General features: G+C 57.7%; 9 protein-coding genes and 1 tRNA gene. 5 read left to right on the top strand and 5 right to left on the bottom strand.

Annotated elements, in window-relative coordinates:
* Positions 1–69 precede the first annotated feature (69 nt).
* Positions 70–576 (bottom strand): carboxypeptidase regulatory-like domain-containing protein, encoded by a 507-nt coding sequence (locus K227x_RS01445; protein ID WP_145167740.1) that lies wholly within the window; start codon positions 574–576, stop codon positions 70–72.
* A gap of 245 nt (positions 577–821) precedes the next feature.
* Positions 822–1925, bottom strand: coding sequence for a DUF1559 domain-containing protein (locus tag K227x_RS01440; RefSeq protein WP_145167739.1), 1104 nt, complete (start codon positions 1923–1925; stop codon positions 822–824).
* A gap of 885 nt (positions 1926–2810) precedes the next feature.
* Between K227x_RS01440 and K227x_RS01435 the strand changes: the two genes are divergently transcribed.
* The 3 genes from K227x_RS01435 to K227x_RS01425 all read left to right on the top strand — a co-directional run bounded on the left by K227x_RS01435 (position 2811) and on the right by K227x_RS01425 (position 5606).
* Positions 2811–3641 (top strand): glycerophosphodiester phosphodiesterase, encoded by an 831-nt coding sequence (locus tag K227x_RS01435; protein WP_246146429.1) that lies wholly within the window; start codon positions 2811–2813, stop codon positions 3639–3641.
* 181 nt (positions 3642–3822) lie between these two features.
* Positions 3823–4944 carry an amidohydrolase family protein gene (locus K227x_RS01430; RefSeq protein ID WP_145167737.1) on the top strand — a complete coding sequence of 374 codons (1122 nt, stop codon included), beginning with the start codon at positions 3823–3825 and terminating at the stop codon, positions 4942–4944.
* Between the two features lie 155 nt (positions 4945–5099).
* Positions 5100–5606: a hypothetical protein gene (locus K227x_RS01425; protein WP_145167736.1), complete on the top strand. Its 507-nt coding sequence runs from the start codon at positions 5100–5102 to the stop codon at positions 5604–5606.
* Positions 5607–5959: 353 nt separating this feature from the next.
* On the opposite strand, the gene K227x_RS01420 is transcribed toward K227x_RS01425, so the two are convergent.
* Positions 5960–6829 (bottom strand): cysteine peptidase family C39 domain-containing protein, encoded by an 870-nt coding sequence (locus K227x_RS01420; RefSeq protein ID WP_145167735.1) that lies wholly within the window; start codon positions 6827–6829, stop codon positions 5960–5962.
* A gap of 441 nt (positions 6830–7270) precedes the next feature.
* Here K227x_RS01420 and K227x_RS01415 point away from each other — a divergent pair, with 441 nt between their 5' ends.
* Positions 7271–7735, top strand: coding sequence for an ExbD/TolR family protein (locus K227x_RS01415; RefSeq protein ID WP_218933680.1), 465 nt, complete (start codon positions 7271–7273; stop codon positions 7733–7735).
* 1333 nt (positions 7736–9068) lie between these two features.
* Here the strand turns inward: K227x_RS01415 and K227x_RS01410 are convergent.
* Both K227x_RS01410 and K227x_RS01405 read right to left on the bottom strand, forming a co-directional pair.
* Positions 9069–10502, bottom strand: a complete 1434-nt coding sequence (locus K227x_RS01410) for an IS4 family transposase (protein ID WP_145167733.1) — start codon at positions 10500–10502, stop codon at positions 9069–9071.
* A 1843-nt stretch (positions 10503–12345) separates the two neighbouring features.
* Positions 12346–12429, bottom strand: a tRNA-Leu gene (locus K227x_RS01405).
* A gap of 264 nt (positions 12430–12693) precedes the next feature.
* Between K227x_RS01405 and K227x_RS01400 the strand changes: the two genes are divergently transcribed.
* Positions 12694–15807: a DUF1592 domain-containing protein gene (locus tag K227x_RS01400; RefSeq protein ID WP_145167732.1), complete on the top strand. Its 3114-nt coding sequence runs from the start codon at positions 12694–12696 to the stop codon at positions 15805–15807.
* The last annotated feature ends 36 nt before the right edge of the window (positions 15808–15843 follow it).

The raw sequence follows: 15843 nt of genomic DNA, 5'->3' as shown, positions 1-15843 counted from the left end.
CTTCGCCTTCAAAGGCGCCCTCTGAGTCCGATCTGGTTGACCGCTGCGAAGTTTCATCGCCAAGTCTGGCTACATGTTCTTTTGCTTGATTCGTACAGCCGAACCTAGTTCGATCGGCGGCACCGTTGTCTCGCCTCCCGCAATGCTGACTTCGACGGGAGTGGTTGCGATGGATCCAAATTTCGGATCGACCAACAGGTAGGAATCGTAAACCTTAGACGCACTGGGATCGTCCGCAGAGACTCCTGGACTCATGTCCTCGACAATCGCCTTGTAGAACGTGACCTTGTAGTTTCCGGCAGGTGCTCCCTCGAATTTCCCGAGAGTCTTGACGACGACTTTGCCTTCCGCATCGGTGGCCCCGCCACACGCCCAACGGCTGTTGGCACGATCCTCTGGCACCAACTGAACGCTGACCCCTTCAACGGGCGTGCCACCTTGGCTAACCGACAATTCAAACGGGTGAAGTTCGGGCAGACCGTCGGGTTGGACGACGCCTCCACATCCAGAAACCATCGATGCCAACATGCCAACGACGAAGAACAGCTTGAACGGGGAATCGAGTGGTTGAATCATTTTGAAGCCTCAGATTTGTAAGCAAAGCAGGGTGCGATTGAATGGTGAACCGGCGTTGGCCAGCCGGCATGGCGGTGTGCAGAAGAATCGAAACGCGTGCGTCACAATCCGATTTCGTCCGTCGATGGGCATCGCGAGTCCCTCCCTAGGGAAGGACCCGCCATCCACCACGGCCTTGTCAGAACAAGCCATCGAAAGTGGTGCTATGACGCAGCATCATGGGGAACGTCTTCCCGACGACGGGATCACTGGCTATCAATGACTTCCTTGCCCTGCGGTGATCCCATGGCACCCCAAATTCCGTAGGGGCTGTTGCCCGACGTGACTTGCGGGGCGTACGCATCACCGGCATCAATCGAATCCGTGATGAATCGAACCGAGCCGTCAAACATCAAAGCTTGCACGCCGCCTGTATGGTCGCTGGACGGTGCATATGTCCCCCAACTGTTGTTGCCTCCGCCATACGCACAGGACGGCGCGTTGGGCGGCAACGTGGTCGTGAACTTGTTGTTGATCGTCCGACCATCGCCCAAAATCAAACCACGCCAGCAGTCGGCACCCGTCTCGTATTCACGGGGATTGTTGACATTCAGTGGAACGGTCAAACAGGGTCCGGGCACGCCAGAACCTCCGCTGTAGATACCGTTGAACGCTGCCACGTCGCCCCTGATGGTCGCGAATCCGCGAGGCGTTGCGGCGACTTCGCTCATCGCAATGGTGTTGGCCGTGCCGTCTTGGATGTCTTTGAATCGTTTCTTGGTTTCGTTGAACCGGTCTGGCAATGCCGGCAAGAAAATGCTTCGGTAGTCGCCTTGCGAAATCGTGCTTGATTCTTGCGAATTCGTTCGGGCGTTGTGCCACAGTTCGTCGCCAACAGAAAACACATAGGTGTTCTTCGAGATGTTTTCGTACTCCGTTGCGTCTGCACTGGCCGCCGAGGGACACAGAAACGACGACTGCGGGCCGGCTGTACGGAGTGTTTCGCTTTCCCAGGGGGACGATCCTGGAACCGCTTGCTTCGCGTCTTGGACGAAGCCTTCGTACAGGGCGGTCATCTCCATGAACGGCATCAGAAAAATTGCCGCGCTGACCGTCCGGGTCCCGTTGGGTGATCCACCGGTATAGCCTTCGAACCAGACCGCACCGGCCGGAAATTGATTGAACGCGCTATGGTAATTGTGCAGCGCCAAACCCAGTTGTTTCATATTGTTCGAACACTGCATTCGGCGAGCTGCTTCGCGAGCTGATTGAACCGCCGGCAATAATAACCCCACCAGAACGCCGATAATTGCGATCACGACTAACAGCTCGACCAGAGTAAAGCCATGTTTTGAATCTGAACGTTTCACACTTGATTCCTAAGGTGGACTGGATACCGAATTGGACGGTAGAGATCGAAAAGGCAATGAAAGCGGAGTCACGGCAAGGCCGAACAAAGGTTGTGCTGACAAGTTGAATGCCGACCGCTTTCAGGCACGTTCCTGCGTACCATGCAATGACTGTTCCGATTCGAGGCGGGGGCACTTAGCCACCCGCGGAAACCCGTTGACCGGTGTCGGTAGCGCCGCTTTCGAAGACCTGGCAACGGGACCGCATCGCCGCCACGCGACAGGCTAAGGTTGACGCAAGCGACGTTAACTTTTCTTCCAAACACTGCGGTATTTTTTGAATTGTTCGGCGCTGCGCCGAGAAACTGACGGCACCTACCGGCCCGCCCATCAGCGTTGCCTATGTTGAATGCATTGTTCGGACGAGGATGCACTCGTGGTGTGCAACCCACGTTGGATCCTGCGTTCGCAGCAGCCCCTTTCGCCAAAACACACTGGATCCACACCAGAAATACACAAACCGAAATCCGCCGAAAGTGCGCTCCTACCAACGGGACACCCGATCATGCTGTGAAGCGACAACCCGATTTGCCGGCGGCCTGACAACCAACGAAATGCCATTTCCGTTGGAAATCCGACGAAGCCTACCGTCGGTCACTTCACGCTCTGGCATCCCGTGATCCGCCGCCTGCGTCGCTCGGTATCTAAGCGGATCCAACCAGAAGCCGGACGGTCCGGTGGTGGGTGACACGATTGGGTTTGCTCTACAATCACACCTGCTGACTTCCGGCTTCAACGGCCCCCATCCGGTTCGTCGGACCACGGCGGCACCAGGATGACAATTGTGAAAGTTGCATCCTGCCCGCCTGCCCCCCCCCACTGCATTCCCTAAAGGATGAAATGCTGATGTTACGTTTTGTTTTGCTGTGCCAACTATTCGCTGGGCTAACGTTGACTGGAAATGGCTTCGCGGATGAATCGAATCCGACGCCGCTGATCCTTGCCCACCGTGGCGGTGCTTATGAATTCGAAGAGAACACCATGCAGGGTTTTCAGACTTGTTACGAGCGAGGCATTCGCGGCTTCGAAACGGACATCCGGATGACCAAGGATGGCGTGTTGGTTCTGTTGCATGACGACACGTTGGATCGGACTCACGATGCCAGTGGTGCGGTCGAAGACAAGACGGCAGATCAACTGAAGGACGTGCGGACGAAGCAGGGCCAATCCTTTCTGTTGCTGGATGATTTCCTGAAGTACTTCCAAGACAAACCGGGCGTGTACCTGGAACTGGAGATGAAGACCAGCAACAAGTCACTGTATCCCGATGCGCGGATTGCCGAGTATTGCCAGAAGCTGTACGCGGCCGCCAAGCAATACAAGCCGACAGGTTCAGACTATCTGTTCACATCCTTTGACGAACGACCATTGGTGGCGATGCGGCAGCAAGACGCGGACTGGCCGATCGCGATCATCGCCAGCAAACCGCTGTCAACGGAGTTCATCGAGCGCGCGGAACGACTGCAAGCGACACACATCGCTTGTAAAATTTCGGGGACGTCTCGCGATTTGGTCCAGAAGGCTCAGGCACAGGGGTTCAAAGTCAACGGCTGGCCCGGCCACGAAGTGAAGGACTACTACCTGGCGATCGGCCTGGGGCTGGATGTCGCCTGCACGGACATTCCCACAGCGATTCAGCAAACCAAAGAGAATCTGTCTGCCAAGATTGAAAAGTAGCAAACGAGCGATCAATCAGTGTCGCGATTCAAGTCATCTCGCCACCGCCGCGCAGCGGTTTGCGGGGGGAGAGAATTAGAGAGAGAGGGGGAAGAAAGAAACAACACTGATTGATCGTTCGTTGCTAAGTTGGCCCGGCAGGCTGACATCATCCCTCCCCTGATTCCCCCCATCCATTGCCATGCAACGCATCTATTCCCTTGCTGTCGTGTTTCCAGTCGCCTTGATCGCTTGGATGACCATCGCATCCGCGGTCGCCGATGATGTCGATTCGCCGAGTGATCACTATTCGATGGAGGATTACGACCGAGTCGAGAAGATCGATCTGCACGCACACATTCACAGCGAAGACGCCGGGTTCGTGACGCTGTCCAAGCGAGACCGTTTTCGATTTGTGAACATGGCAGTCTGGTCCGGCGACCCGGAATCCAACCATGACAAGCATCGCACCACGTATTGGCAGTACCAGGCGGACCCCAGTCGAACGGCACCGGTTTGTTCGTTCCCGGTTGAAAATTTTGACGACAAAGACTTCGTCGCCCAGACCATCGCGTACTTGGATCAGCAGATTGCCAAGGGCGCCGTGGGGGTCAAAGTGTGGAAGAACATCGGCATGGTGCTGCGAAACAAAGAGGGGGACTTGGTGATGATCGACGACCCCAAGTTCGATCCGATCTTCCAGCACATCGCCGATCAAGGACTGGTGCTTCTAGGGCACCTTGGCGAGCCCAAGAACTGCTGGCTGCCTCTGGACGAAATGACCACGCTGAATGACCGGAGCTACTTTCAGAAGTTTCCCAAGTACCACATGCACCTGCACCCCGACTTGCCGTCGTACGAGGACCAAGTCGCCGCTCGCGATCGGATGCTGGCTAAGAATCCCGGCGTGACGTTCATCGGATGCCACTTGGCCAGCTTGGAATGGAGCACCCAGCGGATGGCGGCGTTCCTAGATCAGTTCCCCAACGCCACCATTGGCGTGGCTGCTCGAACGGGCCAGTTGCAGTACCAATCGCAGCGAGACCGGGACGCGGTGATTGAATTCTTCACCAAGTACCAGGACCGAATCGTCTACGGCACCGACCTGGGCGTTGATCGCGAAAACACTCTGGACCAGTATCAATCGGTACGTGAACGCTGGCTGCGCGATTGGCGGTACTTCAATACGGAACAGACCCAGACGGTGCCCGAACTTTCCGAGCCTGTGCAAGGCTTGGGTTTGCCCAAGACGGTCGTGGACAAACTGTATCGTCTGAATACCGAACGTCTCTTTGACCGGTCATGGAACCCCGCAGCCGGTTAAGACAGCAGCCGGTTAAACCAGCAGTCATCAACCGGCTCGATCGAATCGGCAAAGAAAATCGTCACTCTTCGCGATGCCTGCTCGAAAGGGGCGAAGTTACGGTATCTTAGAACAGGTCCCGGCTTCACGTCATTTTCGGCTTCAGGTAAAGATTGATGAACCACGCTCTTAGAACCACCGCACTCCTGCTATGCGTTGCCTCGACCGGTTGCCTCCCGTCGAGCCCGACTGACAATGCAGCCTCGACCACGCCCGGGGCGACCGCCGAAGAGGCAACCCCAAGAGAAACGATCGGCAAGACGACTCAGAATGTCCTGAAGCTTGAAACCGCGCTCGCCGACGGCGCGGTGCTGGCTAGCACCAGCGTCGAATCGAAGAACCCACTGATGGTCAGCGCAGAAGCCTACCGAACGACCGTTGCCAAAGTCGGTGGTTTCGGTGTCACGAAAAAGATTCAACTGCGTGACGCCAGCAGCATCAATCGTCCCGTGCCACTGACGTACGAAGTGTTCATGGACGAGATCATCGAACCGGGTGGCATGGACGGAATCCGATTGCCGATGCTGCCCTACTATCAGGAATACGCTTGGGACGAAGCGAAACAGGAACTGGTCGTGGTCGACTTCCCTGCACGGAAAGAAGAACGCGAGAAACAACGATAGTTGTGCACAAGGATTCGCTCAGAACCACATCGTCGCCTGGTATTCGATGTCAGCTAGACGTTCGGGCAGACGTCGTAGCGGAAGTCGTCAAGACTTTCGTCGATTTAGGCGAACTTTCAACCGACAATGGTGAGCCGCTGGCCGTGAGGCCAAGGGCAGCGGGGGGGATTCCCGGCCGCTTACGCGATCGCGGCTCACTGAATCGACAAACCGTTGACGAGTCCCGCTACCCGAAAACCAAGGTGCAGCGAAGTACTAGGATCGTTGGAACAATCAGCGGCAGTCTCCGTCGTGGGATTCGCCAGACTTCCTTCGCCGCCAAGGATTTCTAGCGAAATCCACGACGCCAGCGATTACCTCAACGGCCCTGAACGCCGGCGAATCCGCAGGCCGTCTCCGTGCCACAGTTGACGCAGATCGGCCTCGGTCCAAAGCTCGGCCCCCACGGAGGGATCACCGACGACAAAAATGTCTGGTTGTTGCTTTCCCATCAACACGACTGAATGCCCCATGCCGGGAATCCATCCCCACTGTTCAACGTATCTTCGGTCCTCCACACCGTAGGGCAAACGAACAGCCAGATAGACCGGCCAATCGTCACTTTGCAGCAGTTGGTCCACCGTCTGCGTTACCACTTCGACGTCGCAATCGTGACGGTCCGACATGATTTTCAGGCCACGATAAAGGCCCAACGTCGGCGTCCCATCGCGGTCGGTTAAGCACAGCGGAATGAGGTCCGCCTCGGATACCGGAATTTCATTCAGCCGAAGCAGCGTCGCTGCCGCCGCAGGACTGCACGTCGCCCACGACGACTGCATCGCAACGGCTCCGTTCCATTGATCGGAACCCTGTGGCGCGGGGCGAATAGCGATCGCCAGCAAGGGCCAAGTCAACGCAGCCAAGCACATCACTGCCAGCATGCTGGCCAAAATCATTCTTCGCCAGCGAGGCATGCCACCGAGCCGCATGGCCCAACCGGCTGCTGCCGCCGCAAGCAACGAGGTGACGTTCGAGTAGATGATCGCGGCGGACGAAGGAATCCATCGAGCCCAGAGAAGTTGGCCCGAACCATAGAACAGGAACATCACCCCCGCCAAAACGGCAAGCGTCAGGCACAGCATCGTCCGCTGCCCGCGGGTGGAGTACGCGTACAGCCCTGTCCCCAATCCGCATGCAAGCGAAAGGATCGCCATCACTGCGATGGCCAGATAGATATCACTCATCAAGATCATCCTCTAGCGTCAAAAAGCATTCTCGAGGAATTGCCGAACACATCTAGCATCTCCCGCCATTCCACGACGCTTCGCCCTACTGATTCAGCGACCACAATTCGGGGAACAACTTGCTGCACCATCTTTGCGGATGAAAAGCATTGCCGACAGCCTCGGTCCAAAACGGGAACAAGACGAAGTGGCCTGAAACAGAAAAAACCAACCCGGGACCGATCGCAGAAGATGGCCCCTGCCCGCCGTCTCTGATCAGCCAATCGAAAATCCTCTCGGAGAGTTTGCACTGCGTTTCTTGCTGAATTTTGTTCGGATCGCTTCGCAAACGACGTCCTATCTGTAGTTCACCGTCGTCGCCAGCGCATGTTTCGAACGATGCCAGCGATTGCGGCAATCGGCCAGTCCATTGCTCGTGGATGGATTTCCAGGAGAGAATCGATGCGGAAAAACGAATACGGGAGCGTCCCAGCTCGAAAGCACCTATCCGAAGAACAGGTCGACATGACGCCGATGGTGGATGTCACATTCCTGCTTCTGATCTTTTTCATGGTGACGGCTGCGTTCAGTATGCAAAAATCGATCGAGATGCCGCATCAGAGGACAGAAGTGCCCAGCAGGTCGCAGGTGGATCCGCCGCCTGACCAACCCCGCGCTGTCGAGGTACAGATCGACAAGTCAGGCGGATTCCTGGTGATGGCACACGAGTGGCAACGAGAAACGATGGGGAAACAGAGCTTGGTCGCTGCGTTGAAAGATTCGATTGCAACGGAATCATCCGACGACCGACTCCTCGTCAAGGTACACGAACTCGCAAGACTGCATGCACTGGTCGACGCACTCGATGCCGGAACCATCGCCGGATACACAACACTAGAGATCACTCAGATTGCGGAATTCAACTGACCAGTCGCGTCTTTCAAATCAGCAGAAGTGACAGGATTTTTTCTAGCCTGACGTTCGATTCGCATGACCGGTTCGAGTTGTCGCGGATGCGACGCAGCCAGCCAACACCGTGAGCCGTGATCGCGTGAGCGGCCGGGCCAAGCACTCCCCTGAAGCGTTCAACCCAAACCGAAACGACGGACAACAATGCCCGGGGACTCACGTCCAGCGGCCCACGAGTATGGGCCGGGTTTTGTTACGGTTCGCGATTCATTCGGTCCTGGGCCTCGTTGATATAGATAACACATTCGTTGATTTCATCCTCCGTATCGATGAATTCAATGTCACCTCGCGTGGTCCATATAGGTCGGTCGGCGAAACCTGAATTCGCCGACCGTAACTCGAGCGTACATTTCGATTTGAGCTGATCGCGTATCAACTCCGGCTTCCTGTCTGTCGCCGTGACGAGAACATGCACGTGATTGGATCGAGCAGATCGGGCCCATTGATCCCAACCGCGAAAAGCACAAATTTCGTCGATCGCGGATTCGCAAACGACGCGGTCATCAGGCGAGAGCAGTTTGACAGGGTGAGCAAGGCGGTCCTTCGACCATTGCCGCAGGCCGGCAGAAGGTACGGCCGCGCCTTGTTTTCGGTGCCGCCACCAACGTGCGTCGCCTGGCAAGAACGTTCCGTAAACCGTCCAAGTGAGGAAGTAGGCAAGTGGTCCATCTGGCATCGTCGTTGCCCAAAAACGGAATGAGTGACGAAAAGCGAACGACAGATTTTAGCGGTTGGAGACGCAAGAATGTGAGCCGTGATCGCGTGAGCGGCCGGGCCAAGCACTCCCCTGAAGGATTCAATCCGAAAAGAAACGACGGACAACAACGCCCGGGGACTCACGTCCAGCGGATCACGAAGCCGGCCCACACTGTGAGCCGTGATCGCGTGAGCGGCCGGGCCCAGTCCTCCCCAGAAGGATTCGACCCGAAAAGAATCGACGGACAACATTGCCCGTGGACTCACGTCCAGCGGCTCACAAAGCCGGCCAACACCGTGAGCCGTGATCGCGTGAGCGGCCGGGCCAAGCACTCCCCTGAAGGATTCGACCCGAAAAGAATCGACGGACATAAAGGCCCGTGGACTCACGTCCAGCGGCTCACGAAGCCAGCCAACACCGTGAGCCGTGATCGCGTAAGCGGCCGGGCCCAGTCCTCACCACAAGCGTTCAACCCAAACCGAAACGACGGACAACAATGCCCGTGGACTCACGTCCAGCGGCTCACGCAGCCAGCCAACACCGTGAGCCGTGATCGCGTGAGCGGCCGGGCCAAGCCCTCTTTATCCTACACATCTATTTTAAGCCTTTGATTGCCAAATAGGCTTCGTGGTAGGCATGGGCTTTGAGCAGACCACGCCAGATGGTCGTCGAGCCTGGAGGTCCTTGCCCGTGTTGGTCTACGTAGCCACCTAGTTTGGCAATCACTCGACAAAAATCTTTCAGCGTCGGTGGGGTATCGCTGTGCAAAACACCGCCTTCAACGACCGTCATCACCGCTTGCCAAAACGTCGCATCGTAGATCGCCCCGCAGCTTGCCTCCGGAGTGACACGCGAAGCGCTTTTAAGTTGCTCGACTCGGAATGCCGTGATCATCAAGGCGGCCACAGCGTTCAAATATGCGTCAATACTTTGATACTTCAGCTTCTCTATCCTCATCCCGCTCTTGAGCGTCTTGAAAAAAACCTCGATGTCCCAGCGCCTGCAGTATGCTGATAAAACTAGCTCGATCTGAGCCAAGCTGGTCACCGCGAGTGAAGTAAAGAGTACCCAGTGGATCGGCTCGCACCCCACCGGAGGATCAAGCTCAACCGCTTCGACAACTTGAAGCTCCACGCGAGCAACCTTTCCGCCGGGACGCTGCGGGCCATGCACTTGAACCGTCTTCGCACGAACCGAGATCGTTGCCGTGCGGCCGTCGCGGTTGCTTCGGCGTTTGCGGCTTTCACCGCTAATTAACGACTTTCGTGGCGAAACACTGACTTCAAATTCGTGCGAAAAAGGGACTTCGGCAATCGCCTCGCTCAGCACCTTGGGTTGTTCAGCAGAGCCAAGATAGACTCGCCGATCCTGACATCCGCGGATAACGAAATCATAGTTTTCGGCCAGATCATTGTTCTGGATGAGCAACTCGTAGATGTCTGATTCGCTGTCCGAGACGCCGATGTAATGAGTTTGAGGGTTTGCCAGAGCGATCTGTTCGCCGCTTTGCATCAGTTCAAGCCAACGAGCGCTTTCCTTTTCTTCAAACGCCATGGTCCTGATCTCGCGATCGCGTTGAGCTTTGCCCACGTTTTGGCGAATCGAGTCACGTGTCCAGATAAGTTGGTCAACGCAACCCAAGACGAGACCATCGAGAGTGACGGCATAAAGCGGATGCAGAAAGAATCCCCGCTTTTTTACGTCCTCCAGAGGCCCGGCACCGACGACTTGACGCGAAGGTTTGGTGAGATCGCAAACGGTGGTGTCCTGTGCCAGCACGACGACATCGTACTTGGCTGACCGCTCCATCGTGGCTTGATTATGGGGCTGCAGAATTGCCATCCAGTTCACACTGGGGGTGTTGAAAAGCCGGTAAGTGGCAGTGAGGTCTGCAACTTCTCCGCACGCCGCCGGTGTCGAGGGCGCTACCTGATCGAACTGCTCAAGAATTCGCCTGAAGCGTTTACTTCGACGCTTGTCACCCAGGTCCAAAGTCCGAGTCTCTTCCTCAATCCATCCTGGACACATCGAATCATCTCCGTCCCTTGAAGAAATGTCAGGGACGGAGTGTCTCAAGAAAGATGTGTAGGATAAAGAGGGCCCAGCCCTCCCCTGAAGGATTCAATCCAAACCGAAACGACGGACATAAAGGCCCGTGGACTCACGTCCAGCGGCTCACGCAGCCGGCCAACACCGTGAGCCGTGATCGCGTAAGCGGCCGGGCCCAGTCCTCCCCTGAAGCGTTCAACCCAAACCAAACCGACGGACAACAACGCCCGGGGACTCACGTCCAGCGGCTCACAAAAGCCGGCCAACACTGTGAGCCGTGATCGCGTAAGCGGCCGGGCCCAGCACTCCCCTGAAGGATTCGACCCGAAAAGAATCGACGGACAACATTGCCCGTGGACTCACGTCCAGCGGCCCACAAAAGCCAGCCAACACTGTGAGCCGTGATCGCGTGAGCGGCCGGGCCAAGCACTCCCCTGAATCATTCTCCCCAAACCGAAACGACGGACAACAATGCCCGTGGACTCACGTCCAGCGGATCACGAAGCCGGCCAACACTGTGAGCCGTGATCGCGTAAGCGGCCGGGCCTAGTCCTCACCACAAGCGTCCAACCCAAACCGAAACGACGGACAACAATGCCCGGGGACTCACGTCCAGCGGCTCACGCAGCCAGCCAACACTGTGAGCCGTGATCGCGTGAGCGGCCGGGCCAAGCACTCCCCTGAAGCGTTCAACCCAAACCGAAACGACGGACATAAAGGCCCGTGGACTCACGTCCAGCGGCTCACAAAGCCGGCCAACACCGTGAGCCGTGATCGCGTGAGCGGCCGGGCCAAGCACTCCCCTGAAGCGTTCAACCCAAACCGAAACGACGTACATAAAGGCCCGTGGACTCACGTCCAGCGGCTCACGAAGCCGGCCAACACTGTGAGCCGTGATCGCGTGAGCGGCCGGGCCCAGCCCTCCCCAGAAGGATTCAACCCGAACCGAAACGACGTACATAAAGGCCCGTGGACTCACGTCCAGCGGCTCACAAAAGCCGGCCAACACTGTGAGCCGTGATCGCGTGAGCGGCCGGGCCCAGTCCTCCCCAGAAGGATTCGCCCCGAAAAGAAACGACGTACATAAAGGCCCATGGACTCACGTCCAGCGGCTCACAAAGCCAGCCAACACTGTGAGCCGTGATCGCGTGAGCGGCCGGGCCAAGCACTCCCCTGAAGGATTCGACCCGAAAAGAATCGACGGACATAAAGGCCCGTGGACTCACGTCCAGCGGCTCACGCAGCCAGCCAACACCGTGAGCCGTGATCGCGTGAGCGGCCGGGCCCAGCCCTCCCCAGAAGGATTCAACCCGAACCGAAACGACGTACATAAAGGCCCGTGGACTCACGTCCAGCGGCTCACAAAAGCCGGCCAACACTGTGAGCCGTGATCGCGTGAGCGGCCGGGCCAAGCACTCCCCTGAAGGATTCAATCCGAAAAGAAACGACGTACATAAAGGCCCGTGGACTCACGTCCAGCGGCTCACGAAGCCAGCCAACACCGTGAGCCGTGATCGCGTGAGCGGCCGGGCCAAGCACTCCCCTGAAGGATTCAACCCGAACCGAAACGACGGACAAAAAGGCCCGTGGACTCACGTCCAGCGGCTCACAAAAGCCAGCCAACACCGTGAGCCGTGATCGCGTGAGCGGCCGGGCCCATCCCTCCCCCGAAGGATTCAACCCAAACCGAAACGACGTACATAAAGGCCCGTGGACTCACGTCCAGCGGCCCACGAGGATGAGCAACGCTGCCACGGCTGGTTCTCAGAACGCATAAAAAAAGGACTCAGAGCGATCGCTCTAAGTCCTTTTGATTCATCAGTACCGAAGGTGGGACTCGAACCCACACTGGTTTGCACCAACTGGATTTTGAATCCAGCGCGTCTGCCAATTCCGCCACTTCGGCTCGATCCGGCTGTTGGCCGATCGATCGGAAAAGTATCTTTGCTGGGGCGAGTTTTTGCAAGCCGTCTGAGTCGAGACGTTTTCGGGGGCCTGATGGACGGTCCTGGAGCGGGAAGTCGTGCGATTTGCGGGCAAAAATGGCTGCACCCAGCGGCGCCGACGGCTAGACTGGAGCCATCGTCGGCAAATCTGTTTTTTGCAGATCTGGAGCCACCGACGATCCCACCCCACCGCTCACCCCCCGCTACCCCCCGCCCTACCTGTGATGCGTTTCGCTATTTTGCTGCCGGTTTGCCTTGCCGCAACCGTCACGGCTGCCAAGCCGCCGGTGGACGAACCGTCCACCAGCCGCCCCTCAGCCACATCCTCGGCAACCCCATCGGCGACAGACAGCGCCCCGCTTTCGGGATCCTCGCTTGCTGAATCCTCATTCGCCGACACGGTCCGCCCCTTTGTGCAGACGTATTGTGCCGACTGCCATAACGGGGATACCAGCGAAGGCGACCTGGATCTGGTCGCCGACGAAAACGCCGCTGCGGTGACTGAGAATTTTCGCCGCTGGAACGTGGTTCTGCAGCGGCTTGTCGACGGCGATATGCCCCCGGAAGACGCCGGTCCGCAGCCTAGCGATGACGAGCGCAAGCAGATCATCGAGTGGATTACAAAGGTCAAAAAGGCCGAGGCACATCGTACCGACGGGGACCCGGGAATCGTGCTGGCTCGGCGGCTGAACAATGCCGAGTTCGACCACTCGATCGCCGACCTGACCGGCGTCGACATCCGACCGGCTGCAGAATTCCCGATCGACCCGGCCAACGAAGCCGGCTTTGACAACTCGGGTGACTCGCTGACGATGTCTCCGGTCTTGCTGAAGAAGTATCTAGCCGCCAACCGCCACGTTTCCGACCACTTGGTGCTGACGCCATCGGGGATCACGTTTGCCCCGCACCCGGTCATGACGGACACGGACCGCGACAAGTTCTGTGTCAATCGGATCGTCGACTTCTATCGGCAACAATGCACCGACTATGCCAAGTACTTTGAAACGCTGTGGAAATCCAAGCAGGAATCCGAAGACGCGGCGGCTCGATCCGGGCGAGCGAAAGATGCGGGGCTAAGCCAGCGGTACACCGAAACACTATGGCAACTGCTGCATTCGCCAGCCGAACCCGTCGGCCCGATCGCAGCACTGCAGTCGATATGGAACGAACTGCCGGACGGTTCATCGCCCGATGACCAAGCCAAGGCTGCGGCGGACTGCCAACAAATGGCGACGCTGGTGACCACACTGCGAGAAGCCTTGGTTCCCGAGGTCCCGAATCTGACGTCGCCCCAGATGAACCCAGGATCGCAGCCACTGGTGCTTTGGAAGAATCGTCAGTTTGTCGCCAACCGTCGACGCTATGCCGGCGGCGGACTGCCCGACGGCGACTTTGGGCTGACCCCCGATTCGCCAGCGAGCCGGCTGATGAAACGGGAATCCGCCGATGCCCCGGATCCCACCGCAGAAAACTCGGCATCAGAAACTTCGGCATCAGAGAACGCCGACGAAGCTTCGCCTGCCCCCACAGCCATGGACCGTGCCCTGGAAAGGTTCTGTGACGTGTTCCCCGATACGTTCTTTGTATCCGAACGGGCGCGGACTTATCTGGATCCGGCCGTGGAAGCCAAGCAGGGCCGTTCCGGACGACTGTTGAGCGCCGGCTTCCACAGTCAGATGGGCTACTTTCGCGACGATGCCCCGCTTTACGACTTGATGCTTAGCGAAAGCCAGCAGCAAGAATTGGATCGACTTTGGCTGGAACTGGATTTCGTGGCCTCGGCACCGATGCGGCAGTACAGCGGATTCATTTGGTTCGACCGAACCGACAGCCAGTTCATGCGCGACCGCGTGTTCGATCGATACCGTGCGGAAGACAAAAGCAATTCGGACGAATCGAAAGTCCGCGGGCTGGAAGAGGCCTATACGTCGAAGGCCAAACGAGTGGGTGGCAGCGACGAATCCGTGGCAGCCATCCACCGATACTTTGACGACATGTCAAAAACATTCCGACGGCTAGAACGTTTACGTGCGCAGTCGGAACCCAAACAAATCGAAGCGGTAGTCCAACTTGCCGAACGCGCCTTTCGTCGTCCATTGACGCCCCAACAACAGACTGACATTGTCGATTTCTACCAGAGCCTTCGCCAGGATGACGGGCTGACCCACGAGGAAGCGATCCGCGACAGCGTGGTACGCATCCTGATGTCGCCTCAATTCTGTTATCGAGTGTCGCCCGCGGCCAGCAGCGGTTCCGACGACGGATCCGCGGCACCAGAAATCCAGCCTCTGGACGGATACGCGATCGCGAATCGACTGAGCTATTTTCTGTGGGCCAGCATGCCGGACGCGGAACTGATGCAGCTAGCCGAATCGGGACGGTTGGTCGACCGCGATGTCCTGATCGACCAAACCGACCGGATGCTACAGGACGCTCGGGTGCAACGCTTTGTCGTCCAGTTCGTCGGTAACTGGCTGGACTTTCGACAATTCGAACAGCACAACGGCGTCGACCGCGGACGGTTCCCAGCGTTCACCGACCAGCTTCGCCAATCGATGCACGACGAACCGATCCGGTTTGTCGAGGATGTGATCCAACGTGACGGTTCGATCCTGGATTTTCTGTATGCGGATCACACGTTCGTGGATACGGAACTGGCAAAACACTATGGCATGCCGGCGACCGACATCGACGGTGACCAGTGGAAACGCGTCGACGATGCCGGATCGTTCCAGCGCGGCGGCCTGTTGCCGATGGCGGTTTTCCTGACCAACCAGTCACCGGGGCTGCGGACCAGCCCGGTCAAACGTGGCAATTGGGTGGTCAAGCGGATCCTGGGCGAACACGTCCCTGCCCCGCCCGCCACGGTTCCCGAATTGCCCGAGGATGAGTCGAAATTGGGCGAACTGACGCTGCGAGAGGCGCTGGCGAAGCATCGCGAGCATCCAAGTTGTGCATCCTGTCACGAGAAGATCGATTCGTTCGGGTTGGTGTTTGAAAACTACGGTCCAGTGGGCGAATGGCGTGACACGGATCTGGGCGGGCGGGCGGTGGACAGTTCGGTCGTCTTTCCGGACGCCAGCGAGGGAATCGGGCTCGTCGGCCTGCGCCAGTACATTCGGTCCGAACGTGAAGACGACTTCATCGACAACCTGTGTCGCAAACTTTTGGCATACGGCTTGGGCCGAACCGTCCAGCTTTCCGATGAACAGCTAGTGGAACGAATGAAATCGAACCTTGCGTCCCAAGACTATCGATTTGGCAGCATGATCGAAACGATCGTGACCAGCCCAGCATTTTTGAATCAACGCGTCCGCCATGCGGACGACGAACTTTAATGAGCGATGCAGAAAGGAACACGACCATGACCTCGA

It is taken from the genome of Rubripirellula lacrimiformis, from assembly GCF_007741535.1.
Classification (GTDB): Bacteria; Planctomycetota; Planctomycetia; order Pirellulales; family Pirellulaceae; genus Rubripirellula; species Rubripirellula lacrimiformis.
This window is presented reverse-complemented; position numbering and strand designations above follow the sequence as displayed.

What these genes read in the sequence shown, in the direction of transcription:
- K227x_RS01445 (WP_145167740.1), bottom strand. Translation starts at nt 576, where the DNA reads ATGATTCAACCACTCGATTCCCCGTTCAAGCTGTTCTTCGTCGTTGGC.
- K227x_RS01435 (WP_246146429.1), top strand. Translation starts at nt 2,811, where the DNA reads ATGTTACGTTTTGTTTTGCTGTGCCAACTATTCGCTGGGCTAACGTTG.
- K227x_RS01430 (WP_145167737.1), top strand. Translation starts at nt 3,823, where the DNA reads ATGCAACGCATCTATTCCCTTGCTGTCGTGTTTCCAGTCGCCTTGATC.
- K227x_RS01425 (WP_145167736.1), top strand. Translation starts at nt 5,100, where the DNA reads ATGAACCACGCTCTTAGAACCACCGCACTCCTGCTATGCGTTGCCTCG.
- K227x_RS01420 (WP_145167735.1), bottom strand. Translation starts at nt 6,829, where the DNA reads ATGAGTGATATCTATCTGGCCATCGCAGTGATGGCGATCCTTTCGCTT.
- K227x_RS01415 (WP_218933680.1), top strand. Translation starts at nt 7,271, where the DNA reads ATGCGGAAAAACGAATACGGGAGCGTCCCAGCTCGAAAGCACCTATCC.
- K227x_RS01410 (WP_145167733.1), bottom strand. Translation starts at nt 10,502, where the DNA reads ATGTGTCCAGGATGGATTGAGGAAGAGACTCGGACTTTGGACCTGGGT.
- K227x_RS01400 (WP_145167732.1), top strand. Translation starts at nt 12,694, where the DNA reads ATGCGTTTCGCTATTTTGCTGCCGGTTTGCCTTGCCGCAACCGTCACG.